Below are 19588 nucleotides of genomic sequence, written 5' to 3' on the forward strand. Positions count from 1 at the left end.
TGCTGGGTTGGGGATAACGCCCCCTTGGCTTACGATGCAACCCCGATTGACCTTTCGCATGCCTGCGATTTAATGACGGCCCAGCAGGGGACCGCCGATGAGCGAAGCGAGCAAAATTCTGAACGAGATGAATGACCGGTCACGCGAGGTGTTCCGGCTGATCGTCGAAAGCTACCTGGACAGCGGCGAACCCGTTGGCAGCCGCACCCTGACCCGCACCTTGTCCGAAAAGGTCAGTGCCGCGACCGTACGCAACGTGATGCAAGATCTGGAGTTTCTGGGGCTACTGGATAGCCCACACGTCTCAGCCGGTCGCATCCCAACGCAACAGGGTTTGCGGATGTTCGTCGATGGGTTGCTAGAGGTCGGCGATCTTGGCGCGGATGATCGGCAGAAACTGGATGAGACACTAGGCTCTAACGCAGGCGATGTGGGCGGAATGCTGGATCGTGTGGGATCGGCATTGTCACACGTGACACATGGCGCGTCGCTGGTTCTGACGCCCAAGCACGAGTCAGAGATCAAGCATATCGAGTTTGTCTCGTTAGCCCATGATCGTGCGTTGGTCGTTTTGGTTTTTGCCGACGGGCATGTCGAGAACCGCCTGTTCACACCGCCTCCGGGGCAGACGCCCAGTTCGATGCGTGAGGCTGCGAATTTCCTGAACGCATTGATCGAGGGGCGGACGCTCAGCGAAGTACGCCGTCAGATGCAGAATCAGATCGACATGCGCAAGCAAGAGATCGATGTGCTGGCCCGTGAGATGGTTGAAAGTGGTATAGCGGCTTGGGACGGGGACGGTGGCGACTCAGCCCGTTTGATCGTGCGTGGGCGGGCGAATCTGTTGAATGAACCCGGTCAGGCCGAAGAACTAGACCGAATCCGTACGCTGTTTGATGATCTGGAACGCAAGCGGGACATCGCTGAATTCCTTGAATTGACCGAGGAAGGCGAGGGTGTGCGCATTTTTATTGGGTCTGAGAACAAACTTTTCTCACTTTCGGGTTCCTCTTTGGTGGTGTCTCCATATATGAACGCTGATCGAAAGATAATTGGTGCGGTCGGGGTCATCGGGCCCACGCGTCTAAATTATGGACGGATCGTGCCGATCGTGGATTATACGGCGCAACTGGTCGGCAAGCTGATATCCGACCGGAGCTAGAGGGTAAGAGATGGCAGAGCCCAAGAACGAAGATTTTCTGGACGATATCGCAACGGCCGAGGCGGAACAGCTGGCAGAAGAAATCGCGGAATTCAGCGACGAAGCGCTGGAACTGGATGAGCTGCGTGCCGAGCGGGACGACTACAAGGACAAGTTCATGCGCGCGCTGGCGGACGCCGAGAATGCGCGCAAACGCGGCGACAAGGCGCGTCGCGATGCGGAACAGTATGGCGGTTCCAAACTGGCTCGCGATATGCTGCCGGTTTACGACAACATGAAACGCGCGCTTGAAGCTGCGACCGACGAGCAAAAAGAAGTTGCCGCTGGTCTGCTGGAAGGTGTTGAACTGACCATGCGCGCGCTGAAGGACGTGTTCCAGAAACACGGAATTCAGGTAATCACCCCCGAGGTTGGTGATCGTTTTGATCCAAACATCCACGAAGCGATGTTCGAAGCGCCGGTTCCGGGCACCCGTGCCGGTGATATCATTCAGGTCTCGGCCGAGGGCTTCATGCTGCATGACCGCCTGCTGCGCCCGGCGCAGGTAGGCGTTTCGTCGACACCTGCAAGCTAAGCGGCTTCAACCATTGAGAATAATGAGGGGGTCAGGTTCTGGCCGCCTCTTTTAGTTTGTAGATCAGATCCAAGGCCTCGCGCGGGGTCAGTTCATCTGGCAGCACGTCGGCCAGCATATCCGTAACCGGTGACACTTTGGGTGCGGGGGGTGGAGGCGGTGGGGCGGCGGAGAACAGCGGAAGGTCGTCGATCAGAACTTTTTGCTTGCCGCCTTCACGTTCGGTTTCTTCCAACTGATCCAATACGACCCGTGCTCGGTCGACCACCGAGACCGGAAGGCCGGCCAACTGCGCGACTTGAACACCATAAGACCGGTCGGCAGCGCCTTTGTGAACCTCATGCAGGAAGATGACCTCACCTTCCCATTCCTTGACTGCGACGGTGGCGTTGTCGACGCCTTCCAGCTTTCCGGCAAGCGCGGTGAGTTCATGGTAATGCGTGGCGAAAAGCGCGCGGCATTGATTGGCGGCGTGCAGGTGCTCCAATGTAGCCCAGGCGATCGAAAGGCCGTCATAGGTGGCTGTGCCACGGCCAATTTCGTCGAGGATGACCAGAGCACGATCATCGGCCTGATTGAGAATGGCAGCAGTTTCCACCATCTCGACCATGAAGGTCGAACGCCCTCGGGCTAGATCGTCCGAGGCTCCGACGCGGCTGAAAAGCTGGCTGACCACGCCGACATGCGCTTGTTCAGCCGGAACATAGCTGCCCATCTGCGCCAGCAGCGCGATCAAGGCGTTCTGGCGCAGGAAGGTCGATTTACCGGCCATGTTGGGGCCGGTCAGTAACCAGATGGCAGCTCCGTCTTCTGCGCTGAGGTCGCAGTCATTGGCGATAAAAGCATCGCCGCTTTGCTGGCGCAGGGCGTGTTCCACAACCGGATGACGGCCACCTTGCACTTTGAAGGCGCGGGACGTGTCGACTAGCGGACGGCACCAGTTTTCTCCGCGTGCCAGATCAGCCAAGGATGTGGTCAGATCCAACTCGGCCAGACCGCGTGCCGCCTGATTGAGTCGGGCGGCGACGGCTAAAATTTCGTCAGAAAGCCTTTTATAGAGCCGCTTTTCAATCTCCAACGCCAGGTTCCCTGCATTCAGGATGCGGGTTTCGATCTCTGAGAGTTCCACGGTGGTGAACCGAACTTGGTTTGCCGTGGTTTGGCGGTGGATGTAGGTTTCGCTGAACGGAGGGTTCAGCATTTTCTCGGCATGGGTGGCCGTGGTTTCGATGAAGTAGCCCAGTACGTTGTTGTGCTTGATCTTCAACGAGCTGATGCCGGTATGCTCCGCGTATTGTTGCTGGAACCCCGCGATGACCGAGCGGCCCTCGTCACGTAGAGTGCGCGCCTCATCGAGTTCAGTGTCGAAACCTTGGGCGATGAAACCGCCATCGCGGGCCAGAAGGGGTGGTTCGGCGACCATCGCTTCGTCGAGCAGATTTAGAAGGTCATCGAATCCGACCAAGTTCTGGACCGCGGTGGCCAGAAGGACTGGCAGATCCTGCCCGCCACAAACCTGGGCAATCGCGGCTGCCTGAGTCAGGCCGTTTCGGATCGCGGCCAGATCGCGCGGGCCACCTCTTTCGAGTGACAATCGCGACAGTGCACGGTCCAGATCGGGCGTTTTCCGCAGGGCCTCGCGCAGGTCCGAGGCGGTCAGGCTGTCTTCAGCCGCAAATGTTACCGCATCCAGTCGGCTATGGATCACGTCCAGATTGCGGGAAGGGCTAGAGAGGCGTTGTTCCAGCAACCTTGCGCCGCCCGGAGTCACGGTGCGGTCAACCACGGACAACAGCGATCCGGCGCGACCACCGGACAAGGACCGGGTCAGTTCCAAGTTTCGGCGCGTGGCGGCGTCAATTTGTACTACGCGGTCTTCGGATTCTTTCAACGGTGTTTGCAGCAGAGGCAGTTTGCCTTTCTGCGTGATCTCCAGATAATCAATCAACGCGCCCATTGCCGAAATTTCAGCGCGCCCGAAGTTTCCAAACGCGTCCAAGGCACCCACGTGAAACAATCCGCAGATGCGTTTCTCCGCCGCAGTGCTGTCAAAGCTGGCGCGTCCAATGGGGGTCAGCGAGATGCCTAGGTCGCGGACCGGCTCGTGCAGCGGTTGCTCCGACCCATCGGCCACGATCAGCTCGGACGGGGCCAGCCGTGCCAACTCGGGGCTGAGCCGCACGGAGGTCAAAGGCATCACGTGAAACGCACCGGTTGAGATATCGGCCCAGGCCAGCGCGGCCTCATCCCGAACCTTGGCATAGGCGGCCAGAAAGTTGTGGCGACGGGCTTCCAGCAAGGCGTCCTCGGTCAGCGTGCCGGGCGTCACCAGACGCACGACATCGCGATTTACCACAGATTTAGAGCCTCTTTTCTTCGCCTCAGCCGGGCTTTCCATCTGTTCGCAGACTGCTACGCGAAAGCCTTTGCGGATCAGGGTCAGAAGATACCCCTCGGCGGAATGCACGGGCACACCGCACATGGGAATGTCGGTTCCGTTATGCTTGCCGCGTTTGGTGAGGGCGATATCCAACGCCTCGGCGGCGTTGACGGCATCCTCGAAGAACATCTCGTAGAAATCACCCATCCGATAGAATAGCAGGGCGTCGGCATGGGCCTCTTTGATCTCGAGATATTGCGCCATCATTGGCGTGACTGTGGACAAGGCGGCCCCCTTCTGGCGTGTTCCGGGCGCGACCTTACAAATCCCGCATCTTCTATAAAAGCCGAAAACTCATTCTCGTTGAGGCGCGCGCGCTCCTGCGCTATGAGGCGACAGCCCAACAGATGTAAAGAAACGACATATCCAATGCCTAAAGCGAAGATCACCAAAGAAGAGGCGCTTGCCTTTCACCTCGACCCGACCCCTGGCAAGTGGGAGGTGCAGGCCACCGTCCCGATGACCACGCAGCGTGATCTGTCGCTAGCATATAGCCCCGGTGTTGCTGTTCCATGTGAAGCAATCGCCGAAGCGCCCGAAACAGCGTATGACTATACCAACAAGGGCAATCTTGTGGCCGTGATTTCGAACGGGACCGCCGTTCTGGGCCTTGGCAATCTGGGTGCGCTGGGCTCGAAGCCGGTGATGGAAGGGAAATCGGTCCTGTTCAAACGGTTTGCGGACGTGAACTCGATCGATATCGAACTGGACACAGAAGATCCGGATGAGTTCTGCCGCGCGGTGCGCCTGATGGGCCCGACTTTTGGCGGCATAAACTTGGAAGACATCAAAGCGCCCGAGTGTTTCATCATCGAACAGCGCCTGAAGGAAGAAATGGATATTCCAGTCTTCCACGATGACCAGCACGGCACGGCGGTGATCTGTGCGGCGGGGCTGCTGAATGCGCTGCATATCTCGGGCAAGAAGATCGAGGATGTAAAAATTGTCCTGAACGGCGCAGGGGCGGCCGGGATTGCCTGTATCGAACTGCTCAAAGCCATGGGCGCGCGGCATGAGAACTGCATCGTCTGTGACACCAAGGGCGTGATCTATCAGGGTCGGACCGAGGGGATGAACCAGTGGAAATCGGCCCACGCCATCACCACTGAACTGCGCACGCTGGAAGATGCCATGAAGGGGGCTGATGTATTTCTGGGCGTTTCAGTCAAAGGTGCGGTGACGCAGGATATGGTTGCTTCAATGGCCGACAACCCGGTGATCTTCGCCATGGCGAACCCGGACCCGGAAATCACCCCGGAGGAGGCGCATGAAGTGCGTGTGGATGCCATCGTAGCCACTGGGCGCAGCGATTATCCAAACCAGGTTAACAACGTTCTGGGCTTCCCTTACCTATTCCGCGGCGCTCTGGATATTCACGCCCGCGCTATCAATGACGAGATGAAGATCGCCTGTGCGCATGCGCTGGCCCGTCTGGCGCGTGAGGACGTGCCGGATGAGGTCGCCATGGCCTATGGCAAATCGCTGACCTTTGGTCGCGACTACATCATTCCGACACCGTTTGACCCGCGCCTGATCCACCGCATCCCGCCCGCCGTAGCCAAGGCCGGGATGGATACCGGCGCGGCGCGGCGCCCGATCATCGACATGGAGGCTTATGAACTGAGCCTCAAATCCCGCATGGATCCGACCGCCAGCATCCTGCGCGGCCTGAACGCCCGTGCGCGTCAGGCGCAAAGCCGTATGATCTTTGCCGAAGGTGACGATCCCCGTGTGCTGCGCGCTGCGGTGACCTATCAGCGCTCAGGCTTCGGTAAAGCATTGGTTGTAGGCCGACAGGAAGATGTGAAAGCCAAACTGGAAGAAGCCGGCCTGGGGGACGCGGTGCGCGAGCTAGAGGTGGTCAATGCTGCCAACACCACGCATCTCGATACCTATTCGAATTTCCTCTATGAGCGCCTGCAGCGCAAAGGGTTTGACCGCAAGGATATTCACCGGCTGGCCGCCCGCGACCGGCATGTCTTCTCATCCCTGATGCTGGCGCATGGGCATGGTGATGGTCTGGTGACCGGGGCCACCCGCAAATCGGCCCACGTTCTGGATCGGATCAACCACGTATTCGATGCCGACGCAGCCCATGGGGCAGCGGGTGTGACCGCGTTGCTGCACAAGGGACGGATCGTTCTGATTGGCGATACGCTGGTGCATGAATGGCCGGATGAAAATGATCTTGCCAATATCGCCGAACGTTCGGCTGCCGTGGCCCGACACATGGGGCTGGAACCGCGCGTGGCCTTCGTCAGCTTTTCGACCTTCGGTTACCCGGTGTCCGAGCGAGCCGAGAAAATGCACCGCGCGCCTGCGGTTCTGGACCAGCGCGGCGTTGATTTCGAGTATGAAGGCGAGATGACCGTGGATGTGGCCCTGAACGTGGATCAGCAGGCGGGCTATCCGTTCCAGCGTCTGACCGGCCCGGCGAATATCCTAATTGTTCCTGCGCGACACTCAGCTTCGATTTCGACCAAGCTGATGCAGGAAATGGGTGGGGCGACCGTGATCGGCCCAATTCTGTCGGGTGTCGACAAACCGATTCAGATCTGTTCGACCGTTTCGACGGCGAATGACATTCTGAACATGGCGATCCTGGCCTCCTGCGATATCTCGGGCAAGCCATGACGATCTGGAACCTCGGCTCGATCAATGCGGACATGATCTATGACGTTCCGCACCTGCCCGGGCCGGGAGAAACCCTTTCCGCCAACCGTTTGGATCGGTTTCTAGGTGGCAAAGGGGCGAATATGTCAGTGGCTGCGGCACGCGCGGGAACGCGTGTCGCGCATATCGGTGCCGTCGGGCCGGATGGGCGCTGGGCGCAGGATCGTCTGACCGAATACGGCGTCGATACGCGTTATATTGCTGGGGTCGAGGTGCCTACTGGGCACGCCATCATCGCTGTAGACGCTCAGGGCGAGAACAACATCATCCTGTTTCCGGGCTCGAACCACGCGATCGCGCCGGACCAGCTGGGGCAGGCGCTGTCTTCCGCCGAGCGGGGCGATCTGCTGGTGATGCAGAACGAAACCAACCTTCAGGTCGAGGCTGCCGAAATGGGGCGCGATCTGGGCCTGACCGTTTGCTACGCCGCCGCGCCGTTTCAGGCCGATGCGGTGAAAGCAGTGCTACCCTTTCTGGACTTCCTGATCCTGAATGAAGTTGAGGCCGAACAGCTGCGCGAGGCCACCGGGCAATCGGTGACTGATCTAGAGGTCGAACATGTGATTGTCACACTGGGGTCCAAAGGCGCGCGTTATTACCACCGGGGCGGGGCGTCGGACTTTCCGGCCTACAAGGTGCAGGCTGTCGATACCACCGGCGCGGGCGATACGTTCACCGGTTACGTACTGGCGGCGATGGATCGCGGCATGCCGATGGCGCAAGCAATTTCACAAGCAAATCGTGCCGCGGCCCTGATGGTCACGCGGCACGGTACGGCAGATGTAATTCCCGACCTCAAAGAAGTGCGCGAGGCGCAGTTCGATTAAGACCCGGCAAACGGCGCGTCACTGCCCCACAGCTGCTTGACCCTGGCGTCGCGTCCGCAGGCTTTGCGATAGGCCTTGTAGGCACTGGCCTGTCGCTTGGGACCAAAGCGGGTAAGAACCAGCTTGGTACCTTTGTAGTAATCCTGATGGTAGGCTTCGGCCGGGTAAAATGCGCCTTGTTGCAGGATGGGGGTAACAATGCGCTGACCCAAAGCATTCTGAGCATTGCTCTTGGCTTTCTCAGCTATGGCCTTTTCCCCCGCGTTAGAGACAAAAATTGCCGTTCGATAGCTGCTGCCCCGATCACAGAACTGACCGCCAACATCGGTCGGGTCGACCGAGCGGAAGAACATGTTCAACAGGGTTTCACGGGAAACGCGGGCCGGATCAAAGGTGATCTGAACCGCTTCGTAGTGGCCGGTGCCGCCTTTGGTGACCTGATCATAGGTCGGGTTGGAGGTCTTACCGCCGGTGTAACCCGACACTGCACCGATCACGCCCGATACGGATTCGAAATCGGATTCGACACACCAGAAACAGCCCCCTGCAACCGTCAAAGTCTCGGTCCCTGCGGCAGGTGCAGGAGCGGCGCGCAGCAGCGTAGCCAATGCGATCAGCGCAAACAGAAGCGCCGGTTTGAGAAAGTCGAGGTGGACAGTCCGGGTCATGGCAGGTCTCCTTTCAGGATCAGGCTGCCCTGACTTAGGCACCAGCGCAATCCACTGACATGGTTTGTCACGGGGTGGTGAGACGAGTTTATCGCCTTAGCCCAGCAACTGCCCCAGCTTCATCGCCACACCCATATTGCCCGAAACCTTGAGCTTACCCAGTGCCACACCGGTCATTGGATTCAGCTTACCGGTCAGCAATTTGGTCAGGTTGTCCTGCGAGATACGGATGGTGCAATCGGTGTCGCGATCCTGCGTGGTGGCCTGATTTTCGGCCAGAACGATGACGCCGTCATCGCCGCAATCGAATTTCAACGAGCCCTCAAAGCTGCGCCCGACAAGGTTTTTCTGAATGCCGTCGGCAATAGCGGCCAGTGTCATATGTCGCCTCCTCTTTTGGGATAAAGGCTTAGGCAGCGACCCCAGCGCGGGCAAGAGCTGGAGCCTAGTGACCTTGGGTCACGGATTTCAGATTCTCTAACCGGTCCTCAAAACGGGGATGGGTGCTGAGCCAATCTGTGCCTTGATCGCCCAATTCCTGTTCCAGCAACTCGAAGAAATCCGACAGGCCATTTGGATCGAACCCGGCCTTCTTGGCCAGATCTACGCCAAACCGGTCGGCAGCCAACTCGTGCTGGCGGGAATAGGACAGTGACAGGATCAGGTTGCCTTCCAGTAGCACCTGCTCCAGCACCGGGCCGGTATCGCCCGCCATCATGCCGATCAGGATAAACGCACCCAGCGAGCGGTAGATCTGCGTTAGCCCGTGTTGTTCGGCCACATGTCCGATCTCATGCCCGATCACCCCGGCCAGCGCATCTGTCGAGACCCGCCGTACCAAATCGTCCGTCACCACAATCGTCCCGTTGGGCAGAGCAAAGGCGTTCGGCCCCATGCCAGGTAAATCGCGGAATTCCAGAGTGTAGTGGTGGTCTTCGGACGTGGGACCCATTGCGGCCAGAACACGGTCGAAACTGTCCCGAACCTCAGCTTTTTTCGCGTCATTCAACGCACTGGGCTCGGTCAGGACTTGGTCTAACGCCTGCATTACTCCGGCATCAATGGCGGCGACCAAGGGTGGAGGAGTCATCCACACAGCCAGTGTCACCAGCAGTGTCAGGCCGTATTTCCAGACGCCCCAGGCACCGACCAGACAGGCCAGAGTAATGACGATCAGGCGTGGGTGGAATTTTTCGGCGTGGTGCAGGCGTGATTCGCGGGTGTCGGCCAACAAGTGTTCCAGAGCGGCGTGTTTATCGGTCAGAAACAGGGTGCCGTCCGGGAAGTTTATCCGACGTTCGGTGGCACCGACGCGAGATTCCACCGATAACTCCTCCGGAGCGCAGCGGGTTGTAATTTGACCCTGATCGTCGATCAGCCAGACCGTGTTGGTACCCACAGCCAGCCGTGCCGGGATTTCACGTGAACTGAGAGGCGGATAGGCGCGCCCGTGGACAGGCGCGCCAATATCTTCCTCGAGACGGTCCACCGATCAGACCGCGATGCCGATATCGAACCCTTCGATATCTCCGTAGGCGTCACCGATAGCATTTACATTCGCACTGACGGTTCCGACGAAATCATCCAGCGGGCCTGCGGGGATAAAGATGGTGTGGTTGGCAAGATAGCGTGCCCGGCGCACATGCGCCCAAGGCAGCATCAGACCCAGAGTCAGGACAATAACCACCGCATTCGAGATAGAAATCCACAGCAGACGCAGCGCCGAGACATCCGAATGGAACCGATGCCCGTCGCCTAGGATAGTGTAGTTATAGACCGTATTGCGGACCATCGCGTGATAGATAATCACGGCCGGAACCATCACCAAGATCAAAAATCCGTAAATCGACAACACCGTCAGCAAGGCTGCGATATCACCGGGATCGATTTCCAAAGTACGAAACGCGCCAAGGGTTGAGGCGTTGACGCCCACAATCGCAAGCAGGGCAACGATCCCGGCGATTACCCACAGCGCTGAGCAAAAGAACGCCTTATAAAAGGGTGCTATTGGGCTGTCGAAGGACATCGGAGTAGTTCCAAAGGAGTGACCATTCACGTGAAACCGCTGAATTGAGCGGGTAACGAAAGGCCAAGTTGTATACAACGTCAGCGCTGCGATGATCGGGTACAGGAAATAGTTGGCTGCCGCCGATCCCCACGTACCTTGAAAATCAAACCGCACGTTTGACCAGCTGCTTACGCGGGCCTGAAACCGCAGTGACCGCATCAGCAAATAAGGGATCAGGAAAATCAGCCCCAACAGCATGACAAGGTTCACCAGCGGAATTGCGGCCAAGACCGTATACGCCACGATCCCGGCAATCACGATCAATCTTCCGATCAGGATCTGCACCCCGGTGGCGTGGTAGTCGAAACTCCGCCCAGCAACGTATGTGTTCTGGTAGAAGTACTTTTTGGTCCGCACCTTGGCCCAGGCGCTGTAGATGCCAAAGGTCAGCAGCGACAATAGAAGGTTGACGATCCAGATACCGAAGTATTCGCTTGCTGATCCCCGAAACTCAAACTCGGCTGGGGTCGTCTGTGAGTGTTGTGCCTGCATGAGTGCCTCAAAAAGACTGAATGAAAAAGGTCGATCCTCTGAAGGACCGACCCGTTTTCTGTGTTCAATCATAAAGGCAACACTACGGCAAAGTTGCGGCCCATATAGCCAATTCAACTTTAGTGTGTCCCTTTGCCGTTATTTCAGGCGCTTGTCCCGTGCAGCCAGAAGTTTCAGGCGCAGCGCGTTCAACTGGATGAAACCTGCCGCGTCTGTCTGATCATAGGCGCCGGCGTCTTCTTCGAAGGTCACATGCGCCTCGGAATACAGCGAGTGATCCGACCAGCGGCCCACGGTCGAGGCCAGACCTTTGTACAGCTTCACACGGACAGTGCCGGTGACATGCTCTTGCGATTTGTCGATTGCGGCCTGCAGCATTTCGCGTTCGGGGCTGTACCAGAAGCCGTTATAGATCAGCTCGGCATATTGCGGCATCAGCTGGTCTTTCAGATGCATCGCGCCGCGGTCCATGGTAATCGACTCGATGCCGCGATGCGCTTCCAGCAGGATGGTGCCGCCCGGCGTTTCGTAGATGCCGCGCGATTTCATGCCCACGAACCGGCCCTCGACCAAGTCCAGACGGCCAATGCCGTGCTTGCCGCCATATTCGTTCAGCTTGGTCAGGATTGTTGCGGGGCTCATCGCCTCGCCATTGATGCTGACCGCGTCGCCTTTTTCAAAACCGATCTCGATGAATTCGGGCTCGTTCGGCGCATCCTCGGGGTGGACGGTGCGCTGGTACACGTAGTCGGGCGCCATATCGGCGGGGTCTTCCAGAACCTTACCTTCGGACGAGGTGTGCAGCAGGTTGGCATCGACCGAGAAGGGGGCCTCGCCGCGCTTGTCCTTGGCAATCGGGATCTGGTTCGCCTCGGCAAATTCCAGCAGTTTGGTGCGGCTGGTCAGGTCCCATTCGCGCCATGGCGCGATCACCTTGATGTCCGGGTTCAGCGCATATGCCGCCAGTTCAAAGCGAACCTGATCGTTGCCTTTACCGGTTGCGCCGTGGGCCACTGCGTCAGCCCCGGTTTCCTCGGCAATCTCAACCAGACGTTTCGAGATCAGCGGGCGCGCAATCGACGTGCCCAGCAGATAGAGACCTTCATAAACCGCGTTGGCACGGAACATCGGGAAGACGAAATCGCGCACGAATTCCTCGCGGATGTCCTCGATATAGATGTTTTCAGGCTTGATCCCCAGCAACTCGGCCTTCTTGCGGGCGGGTTCCAGTTCCTCACCCTGACCCAGATCGGCGGTGAAGGTGACGACCTCACAGCCATACTCGGTCTGCAACCATTTCAGAATGATCGAGGTATCAAGGCCACCGGAATAGGCCAGAACAACTTTCTTGGGCGCGGACATCTGACTTCCCCTTATGCGTAGAACGCTTGGCCCCTAACGGGTTTTGAAAGCGGGGGCAAGTTATCTGCGTTGACGCAAGGCGGGAATTGGGGTGAAACATGCGTGTATTAAACAAGGATTGGTTGAGAGGGCAGTTTTGTAATGTTGGGATGGCAGATTTTTGTGCATTCGGTGCGGATGGTTTTTGGAAACCTCAAACAGGTACTTCAGATCACAGTTAGCCCCGCTTTGATCGCTACAGCTTTGATCGTTGCGTTGTTTATGGTGTCGGGTATTCCCCTAGAAGCTTTTGAAGCGGATTCAGGCGAACTGCCACCGGGCGTCTCGGCAGGATCGGTGCTGCTTTTGGTATTCGGGCTGATCGTGGTGATCTTTGTAACAATGTTCTGGATCGCCGTTTCTTGGCACCGCTTTATTCTGTTGGAAGAATATCCCAAAGGTATTTTTCCAACTTTCCGCTTTGATCGCATTCTCGCGTATCTAGGGCGTGCTATTCTGCTTGGATTGTTGATGGCAATCGCCTGGATTCCGGGTGGCCTGCTTCTTGGCGCATTGGTTCAAACTTCGCCGGTTTTGGCGATTATACTGATCTTGGCATACATGCTTTTTTTGGCTGTTTGCATGTACCGGCTGACCATCATTCTTCCAGCGGCGGCGATTGGTCATCCTGTAACTATTGGTGAAGCCTGGAATAGCACGACCGGCACCGCGGGTGCGCTGATAGTTCTGCTTATTGTGGCATTCCTGTTCCAGTTGGTTGTACAACTTGTTTTCACAGTGCTTGCGATTATTCCGGTTTTGGGGATTTTGCTGACAGTGTTCTTTGGAGTGCTGGTCCTGCCGATGATCAATGTGAGTATTTTTACGACAATGTATGGCGTCTTCGTCGAAAAACGCGAGCTAACCTGACCCGCGTACACATATGTATTCCTTGCCCTTTCGGCGGTGATGCGGCACTGACACGGTCATGAGTGATTTCATGACCCGCGCCCGCGCCGCCGAACAGGCGATGCGCACAGTCTTTCCGCCCACACCGCTACAGCGGAATGCCCATCTGTCCGACCGCTATGGCGCGGATATCTGGCTCAAGCGCGAGGACCTGAGCCCGGTGCGGTCCTACAAGATCCGCGGCGCGTTCAACGCCATGCGCAAGCAGCAGGGGCAGGACCTGTTCGTTTGCGCCAGCGCGGGCAACCACGCGCAGGGTGTGGCGTTCATGTGCAAGCATCTGGGCGTGAAGGGCGTAATTTTCATGCCGGTGACGACGCCACAGCAGAAAATCCAGAAGACCCGTATTTTTGGTGGCGATAATATCGAGGTCCACCTGACCGGCGACTATTTCGACGACACGCTGGCCGCCGCGCAGGCATGGTGCGCGCAGCAGGGCGGGCATTTCCTGTCACCTTTTGACGATGAGGACGTGATCGAGGGGCAGGCTTCGCTGGCCGTCGAGATCGAGGCGCAGTTGGGCGGGCTACCCGATCACGTGATCTTGCCGGTGGGCGGCGGTGGCATGTCCTCGGGCGTGGCGACGTGGTTCGGGGATCGGACACACTGCCTGTTTGTCGAACCCAAGGGCGGGGCTTGCCTGCACGCAGCGATGGCGGCGGGGCATCCAGTGGCGCTGGACCACGTGGATAACTTTGTTGACGGCGCGGCAGTTGGGAAAATCGGGGCAAAACCCTTTGAGCTGCTCAAGGATCGCCATCTGTCGGACGTGCTGGTTCTATCCGAGGATCGGATCTGCACCACGATGATCGAGATGCTGAACGTGGAAGGCGTTGTTCTTGAACCCGCTGGCGCGCTGGCGATTGAGGCAGTGGCGGATGTGCAGAGCTTTATTCGCGGCAAAACCGTAGTTTGTGTCACCTCGGGCGGCAATTTCGATTTCGAGCGCCTGCCTGAAGTCAAGGAACGAGCGCAGCGGTATTCCGGCGTTAAGAAGTACTTCATCCTACGCCTACCGCAGCGCCCCGGCGCTTTGAAGGAATTCTTGGGAATTCTCGGTCCCGAGGATGATATCGCCCGGTTCGAATACATGAAGAAGTCAGCGCGCAATTTCGGCTCGGTCCTGATCGGGATCGAAACCCGCAAGCCTGAAAACTTCGCCCGCCTGTTCGCCCATCTGGATGAAGCTGGTTTCACTTACACCGACATTACCGAGGACGAAACGCTGGCACAGTTTGTGATCTAGGTTAGGTTCGCGGCTCTTTCCGCGATAAATACAGCCTTGGATTCGTCGTAGACCTGCAGGATGGCGGGTAAATCAACTTCAGCGGCCTCACCGGCCGCCGCAACGCGTTCCCCGTCCTGACAGAGTTTCGAGAACCGATCAAACCCCAAACTCAGCGCACTGCCTTTGAGGAAATGCATGTTCTGCTCGAACTCAAGGCGGTCTGTGTCCTTGTGCAGCCGGTCGATGGTTTCTCGCACCTCGTCCAGAAAGATCTCTACAACCTCGTCGAATTCGCCTGCGCCCATCTCATCTCGCAGTTGTCTGACCCTGGACCAGTCGATCATGTTCGGCTTCTCCACACATATCGCGACCTGATTTGGGTAGCCCGAGGCCGGTAAAGAGCAGGTTAATCAATAGGAAAAACCCGCCTTCACGGGATGTTAAACCCACGCGGGCTAGGGTCGCCACGTTCAGTGATGTGCGCAGTGCAGAGGGTTCAAGTGGCAGAGGGAAGTCAGGCAGAGGCCAGGGCAGAACTGGATTTTGGCGCGATCCAAAAGGTGCTGGTCGTTGATGACAGCCGCCTGCAAAGGCGGATTCTGGTGGCCTCGCTCAAGAAATGGGGCTTTGAGGTGCTTGAGGCTGACAGTGGTGATATCGCCATCGAGATGTGTGCCAAGGACCCGCCAGAGTTGGTGCTCAGCGATTGGATCATGCCGGGAATGAGCGGGCTTGAATTCTGCCGCGCGTTCCGTGCGTTGGATAGCGACCAGTACAGCTATTTCATTCTTCTGACTTCAAAAAGCGAAAAGCAAGAGGTGGCGCGGGGGCTGGATGCCGGGGCTGATGATTTTCTGATCAAGCCACTTGAAGTCGACGAACTGCGCGCGCGCATTTCAGCCGGGGCGCGTATTCTGGATATGCAACGCGAGCTGTCTGAGAAGAACCGGTTGATCGAAACCGCGCTTGAGGAACTGCGCGTGGCGCATGATGCCATCGACAAGGACCTGATGCAGGCCCGCAAAATTCAGGACTCGCTGGTGCCGGAACTGACGCGTGAATTCGGCAAGTCACGGGTCAGCATGTTGCTGAAACCCTGCGGCCATATTGGTGGAGATCTGGTGGGCATGTTCTCTCCCGGGGTCAACCGGTTGGGGTTCTACAGTATCGACGTGTCGGGCCACGGTATCACCTCGGCGATGATGACCGCGCGGCTGGGGGGGTATCTGTCTAGCAATCACTTCGAGCAGAACGTGGCGATGGAAAAGCGTTTTGACAAATTCTACGCGCTGTTGCCGCCAGAACAGGTGGCCGAGATGCTCAATTGTCGCCTGATGGCTGATGCGGGCGTCGAAGAGTATTTCACCATGGTTTATGCAATTGTCGATCTGCGCAACGGGCATCTGAAAATGGTGCAGGCCGGGCACCCGCATCCCCTTGTACTGCGCCGCGATGGTAGCACCGAGTTTCTGGGCGAAGGCGGTTTGCCCATCGGGTTGCTGCCGGATGTGTCGTTCCAGCAGATCGAAACATATCTTAAACCAGGGGACAAACTGCTGCTGTATTCGGACGGCTTTACCGAGTGCGGGCTAGCCGATGGCGGGTTGTTGGAAGAAGAGGGCCTGCGAAAAATGGCGTTGGACTGTGCTCCTGGCCGCAGCGGGACCGAGTTTCTCGATGATATGTTCTGGCGCCTGACACAGGCCATGAGCCCCGGCAGTGGTATGGATGACGACGTATCCGCCGTGTTCTTTGAGTATAATTGAAACTAAAGCCCGTTCAGGTGCCGGTTGGCAAAGTGACGATCGCCGGCATTACCCAACATCTGCACCGCGTCCGAGGTCTCCATCCACAATGCCTCGTGGAAGGCTTCACTGGGCGGCCCCATTCGGCGGACGGGACGAGCGCTGAAGATCATGCAGATCTTCTCGGCCCAAAGGTCATATTCGGGCATATAGGTGAACCGCCGAAACGCGCCGATCCGACGGGGCGCGGCGATCAGCCAGCCAGTTTCCTCGAACACTTCGCGGTGCAGTGCGGTAATGGGGGATTCGCCGGGGTCGATGCCGCCGCCTGGCAGTTGCAATTCGGGGTTCATGCCATCGTCATACCACGTTACCAGCAGGTCCTTTCCCTGCGGCAGCAGGGCGTAAACTCCCGGTCTGCGTGTATATGTCCGTCCCGTTTCCGGGGTTTCACCAAACCGCCTGATCATGTATGGCCCCTTACAACCCAATCTCTGCGACCTATATGGTGCCGGTATGCCAACCCGTGGCGTGTAAGGAAACCCCATGTCTCTTGGAACGAAAATCGCGTGGGACGACACCGTCCTGCCCTTTCAACTCGATGTATCGGATATGCGCGGCCGCGTGGCCCGTCTGGACGGTGTGCTGGACGGCATCCTGAAACAGCATGACTACCCGGAAAAGGTCGAGGCCCTGGTGGCCGAGATGGCCTTGCTGACCGCGTTGATCGGCCAGACTATTTCGCTGCGGTGGAAACTGTCATTGCAGGTGCAGTCCAAAGGTCCGGTTCGCATGATTGCAACGGACTACTACGCGCCGAAGGTTGAAGGCGAGCCAGCCCGCATCCGCGCCTATGCCAGTTTCGACCGCGAGCGCCTGACAGATGGTGCGCCGTTCGATCAAGTGGGCGAAGGGTATTTTGCAATCATGATTGACCAGGGCGAGGGCACGCAGCCTTATCAGGGGATCACCCCTTTGGCCGGTGGGTCTATCAGCGCCTGTGCCGAAGCATATTTTGCACAGTCCGAACAGCTGCCCACGCGGTTTTCCTTGAGTTTTGGGAAATCGACCGAACCGGGTGTAGGCGAACATTGGCGCGCGGGTGGAATCATGTTGCAGCATATGCCTAAAGCGTCGCCTTTTGTCGCCAGCGGAGACGGTGAGGGCCAGATTCTCACCGCCGAAGACCTGGTAGAGGGTGAAGAGGGTGAAAACTGGGGCCGCGTAAACATCCTGTTGGATACGGTCGAGGATTTGGAGCTGATCGGCCCGTCAGTGGCGCCGACCGACCTGCTTATTCGTCTGTTCCATGAGGAAAGCCCACGTGTCTTTGACGCGCAATCGGTGCAGTTCGGCTGCACCTGCTCGGAAGAGCGCGTGCGGCAAAGCCTGTCGATCTACTCGGCCAAAGACATCGAAAAGATGACCACGCCTGAGGGCAAGGTGACCGCCGATTGTCAGTTCTGCGGTGCCCATTATGTACTGGAACCCGGGACGGTCGGCTTTGATGCGGACGAAGCCTGATCCATCAGAACAGCTGAGGGCGGCCCTGCGCCGCCCCGGCCACGGGTCGAGCGATTTCGACCTGAACCCGGAAACTGTGCTGCCGGAAGGGCGCAAGCTCAGACCGGCTGGCGTTTTGGTTCCAATCACGCTGGCGGACGACACGCCGCGTTTGATCCTGACGAAACGGTCGTCGGCCCTGAAACAACATCCCGGCCAGATTGCCTTTCCCGGTGGCAAACAGGACGAAGGGGATGAAGATGTCACCGCCGCTGCTCTGCGTGAGGCGCAGGAGGAAATCGGCCTACCGCCGGAGCTGCCCGAGGTATTGGGTCATCTACCAGCCCATGAAACTGTAACGTCTTTTTCTGTGACACCCGTTGTCGCGATCCTGCGCCAACCCTTCCAGCCAATCCCGGAACCGGGTGAAGTAGATGAGGTGTTTTCGGTTCCGCTTGCACATGTGCTCAACCCTGCGAATTATATCGTTGAATCACGCCGCTGGCGTGGTCAGAAACGATATTATTTTACGGTGCCGTACGGTCCCTTTTATATCTGGGGCGCGACAGCGCGAATGTTGCGGGGATTGGCCGCGCGGGTGAGTGAATGACGCAATTAACGGAGGCTTGGGTTTCTGACCCGGCCACGCAAAAAGTCTGCGCGGCCCTGACGGATGCAGGGGCGCAGGCTCTGTTTGTCGGCGGTTGTGTCCGAAACGCGCTTTTAGGCGCGCCGGTCTCGGATATTGATATCGCCACCGATGCGCGCCCTGAACGGGTGATGGAGCTGGCGCAGGAGGCGGGTCTCAAGGCGATCCCAACAGGGATCGACCATGGCACTGTTACAGTCGTCAGCGGAGGCGCCCCGCATGAGATCACTACTTTTCGTCGTGATGTGGAAACGGATGGTCGAAGGGCCGTTGTGATCTTTTCCGACAAGGTAGAAGAAGATGCCGCGCGACGTGATTTCACCATGAATGCGATCTACGCACGGCCGGACGGCACTTTGCTGGATCCCCTGGACGGGCTTCCCGATTTGCAGGCACGGCGCGTGCAATTCATCGGAACAGCAGAAAACCGTATCCGCGAGGATTACCTGCGTTCGTTGCGGTACTTTCGATTTCACGCTTGGTATGGCGATGCCGAAGTTGGATTTGATCCGGACGCCCTAGCGGCGATCGCGGCCAATCTGGACGGGTTGGCAGGGCTGTCGCGTGAACGTGTGGGGGCCGAGCTGTTGAAACTGCTAGGTGCGCCAGATCCAGCGCCTTCGATTGCTGCGATGCGTCAGACGGGTGTTCTTGCGCAGCTGTTGCCCGGGGCTGAGGACCGAGCGCTGGCGCCTCTGATCGCCTTGGAGGAACAGGCCGGGGCCGAACCCGAGCCGATCCGCCGTCTGGCCGCGATTGCAACGCCCGAGATCGCCAAGACCCTGCGCCTCAGCAAAGCGCAATTGCAACGGCTGACCCGCATGCGGGATGAGGCATCCGGCACAGCCAGCGTTGCTGAGCTGGGCTTCCGCTATGGAGAGGAAGGCGGGTTGCACGAAACCCTGTTGCGCTGCGCCTTTCTAGAACAGCCCTGGAGCGAAGACCTGCGACAGGCCCTGCGCAAAGGGGCCGCTGCTGATTTCCCGATCAAAGCCACCGATCTGATCCCCGATTTCACCGGCCCCGCGCTGGGTAAGAAACTGGCCGAATTGGAAGCCAAGTGGATCGCCTCGGGCTTTGCCCTGACTCGCGAGGAATTGCTGGGCAACTGACACGAAGTCTCAAAAGGGGATGACAAATCAACTTCTTTGTGGTTTCGTGCGCCTGTCACATGAACGGAGGGATGCGAATGTATTACGGGATCTGGTTCGGCTAAAGCCGGAACACTTTGACCCGTTCGGGTGGTGTT

18 protein-coding genes are annotated in these 19588 nt (G+C 58.2%); 10 read left to right on the plus strand and 8 right to left on the minus strand.

Features of this window, described 5'->3' with window-relative positions; all coding sequences use genetic code 11:
* The first annotated feature begins 97 nt into the window (after positions 1-97).
* Together hrcA and ABLN94_RS09120 are read left to right on the plus strand one after the other, a co-directional pair.
* Positions 98-1162, plus strand: a complete 1065-nt coding sequence (gene hrcA / locus ABLN94_RS09115; protein WP_352991757.1) for a heat-inducible transcriptional repressor HrcA — start codon at positions 98-100, stop codon at positions 1160-1162.
* 10 nt (positions 1163-1172) lie between these two features.
* Positions 1173-1736 (plus strand): nucleotide exchange factor GrpE, encoded by a 564-nt coding sequence (locus tag ABLN94_RS09120; RefSeq protein WP_352991759.1) that lies wholly within the window; start codon positions 1173-1175, stop codon positions 1734-1736.
* Between the two features lie 31 nt (positions 1737-1767).
* On the opposite strand, the gene mutS is transcribed toward ABLN94_RS09120, so the two are convergent.
* Complete coding sequence (gene mutS, locus ABLN94_RS09125) at positions 1768-4383, minus strand: DNA mismatch repair protein MutS (protein ID WP_352992166.1); 2616 nt, start codon at positions 4381-4383, stop codon at positions 1768-1770.
* 162 nt (positions 4384-4545) lie between these two features.
* Between mutS and ABLN94_RS09130 the strand changes: the two genes are divergently transcribed.
* Together ABLN94_RS09130 and ABLN94_RS09135 are read left to right on the plus strand one after the other, a co-directional pair.
* On the plus strand, positions 4546-6810 hold the full coding sequence (locus ABLN94_RS09130; protein ID WP_352991761.1) for an NADP-dependent malic enzyme: 2265 nt from the start codon (positions 4546-4548) through the stop codon (positions 6808-6810).
* On the plus strand, positions 6807-7676 hold the full coding sequence (locus tag ABLN94_RS09135; protein WP_352991763.1) for a ribokinase: 870 nt from the start codon (positions 6807-6809) through the stop codon (positions 7674-7676). Before ABLN94_RS09130 ends, ABLN94_RS09135 begins: the two co-directional genes overlap by 4 nt.
* Here ABLN94_RS09135 and msrA read toward each other — a convergent pair.
* From msrA to ABLN94_RS09160, 5 genes are all read right to left on the minus strand, one after another.
* Positions 7673-8344 (minus strand): peptide-methionine (S)-S-oxide reductase MsrA, encoded by a 672-nt coding sequence (msrA, locus tag ABLN94_RS09140; protein ID WP_352991765.1) that lies wholly within the window; start codon positions 8342-8344, stop codon positions 7673-7675. The two genes, ABLN94_RS09135 and msrA, sit on opposite strands and share 4 nt — an antisense overlap.
* A gap of 96 nt (positions 8345-8440) precedes the next feature.
* A complete protein-coding gene (locus ABLN94_RS09145; protein ID WP_352991767.1) occupies positions 8441-8725 on the minus strand; it encodes an SCP2 sterol-binding domain-containing protein in 285 nt (94 codons plus the stop codon).
* 64 nt (positions 8726-8789) lie between these two features.
* The gene (locus ABLN94_RS09150; RefSeq protein WP_352991769.1) at positions 8790-9833 is read right to left on the minus strand and encodes a M48 family metallopeptidase; all 1044 of its coding nucleotides are present in this window, start codon (positions 9831-9833) and stop codon (positions 8790-8792) included.
* A gap of 3 nt (positions 9834-9836) precedes the next feature.
* Entirely contained in the window at positions 9837-10904 is a 1068-nt protein-coding gene (locus ABLN94_RS09155; protein ID WP_352991771.1) for a YjgN family protein, read from the minus strand.
* A gap of 138 nt (positions 10905-11042) precedes the next feature.
* Positions 11043-12266, minus strand: a complete 1224-nt coding sequence (locus tag ABLN94_RS09160; RefSeq protein WP_352991773.1) for an argininosuccinate synthase — start codon at positions 12264-12266, stop codon at positions 11043-11045.
* A gap of 141 nt (positions 12267-12407) precedes the next feature.
* Here ABLN94_RS09160 and ABLN94_RS09165 point away from each other — a divergent pair, with 141 nt between their 5' ends.
* Positions 12408-13175 (plus strand): hypothetical protein, encoded by a 768-nt coding sequence (locus ABLN94_RS09165; protein WP_352991775.1) that lies wholly within the window; start codon positions 12408-12410, stop codon positions 13173-13175.
* Between the two features lie 58 nt (positions 13176-13233).
* Positions 13234-14460 carry a threonine ammonia-lyase IlvA gene (gene ilvA / locus ABLN94_RS09170; RefSeq protein WP_352991777.1) on the plus strand — a complete coding sequence of 409 codons (1227 nt, stop codon included), beginning with the start codon at positions 13234-13236 and terminating at the stop codon, positions 14458-14460.
* Here the strand turns inward: ilvA and ABLN94_RS09175 are convergent.
* On the minus strand, positions 14457-14786 hold the full coding sequence (locus ABLN94_RS09175; RefSeq protein ID WP_352991779.1) for an Hpt domain-containing protein: 330 nt from the start codon (positions 14784-14786) through the stop codon (positions 14457-14459). The genes ilvA and ABLN94_RS09175 overlap by 4 nt on opposite strands.
* A gap of 132 nt (positions 14787-14918) precedes the next feature.
* Here ABLN94_RS09175 and ABLN94_RS09180 point away from each other — a divergent pair, with 132 nt between their 5' ends.
* The gene (locus ABLN94_RS09180; RefSeq protein WP_417750514.1) at positions 14919-16208 is read left to right on the plus strand and encodes a PP2C family protein-serine/threonine phosphatase; all 1290 of its coding nucleotides are present in this window, start codon (positions 14919-14921) and stop codon (positions 16206-16208) included.
* A 2-nt stretch (positions 16209-16210) separates the two neighbouring features.
* Here ABLN94_RS09180 and ABLN94_RS09185 read toward each other — a convergent pair whose 3' ends face one another.
* Positions 16211-16657 carry an NUDIX hydrolase gene (locus ABLN94_RS09185; protein WP_352991781.1) on the minus strand — a complete coding sequence of 149 codons (447 nt, stop codon included), beginning with the start codon at positions 16655-16657 and terminating at the stop codon, positions 16211-16213.
* A gap of 76 nt (positions 16658-16733) precedes the next feature.
* On the opposite strand from ABLN94_RS09185, the gene ABLN94_RS09190 reads away from it, so the two are divergent.
* The 3 genes from ABLN94_RS09190 to ABLN94_RS09200 are packed head-to-tail and all read left to right on the plus strand — an operon-like array spanning position 16734 to position 19451.
* Complete coding sequence (locus ABLN94_RS09190; RefSeq protein ID WP_352991783.1) at positions 16734-17711, plus strand: Hsp33 family molecular chaperone HslO; 978 nt, start codon at positions 16734-16736, stop codon at positions 17709-17711.
* A complete protein-coding gene (locus ABLN94_RS09195; RefSeq protein WP_352991785.1) occupies positions 17695-18300 on the plus strand; it encodes a CoA pyrophosphatase in 606 nt (201 codons plus the stop codon). Before ABLN94_RS09190 ends, ABLN94_RS09195 begins: the two co-directional genes overlap by 17 nt.
* Complete coding sequence (locus ABLN94_RS09200; protein WP_352991787.1) at positions 18297-19451, plus strand: CCA tRNA nucleotidyltransferase; 1155 nt, start codon at positions 18297-18299, stop codon at positions 19449-19451. The genes ABLN94_RS09195 and ABLN94_RS09200 overlap by 4 nt, the downstream gene beginning before the upstream one ends.
* The last annotated feature ends 137 nt before the right edge of the window (positions 19452-19588 follow it).

It is taken from the genome of Ruegeria sp. SCP11 (genome assembly GCF_040329455.1).
Lineage (GTDB): Bacteria > Pseudomonadota > Alphaproteobacteria > Rhodobacterales > Rhodobacteraceae > Ruegeria > Ruegeria atlantica_E.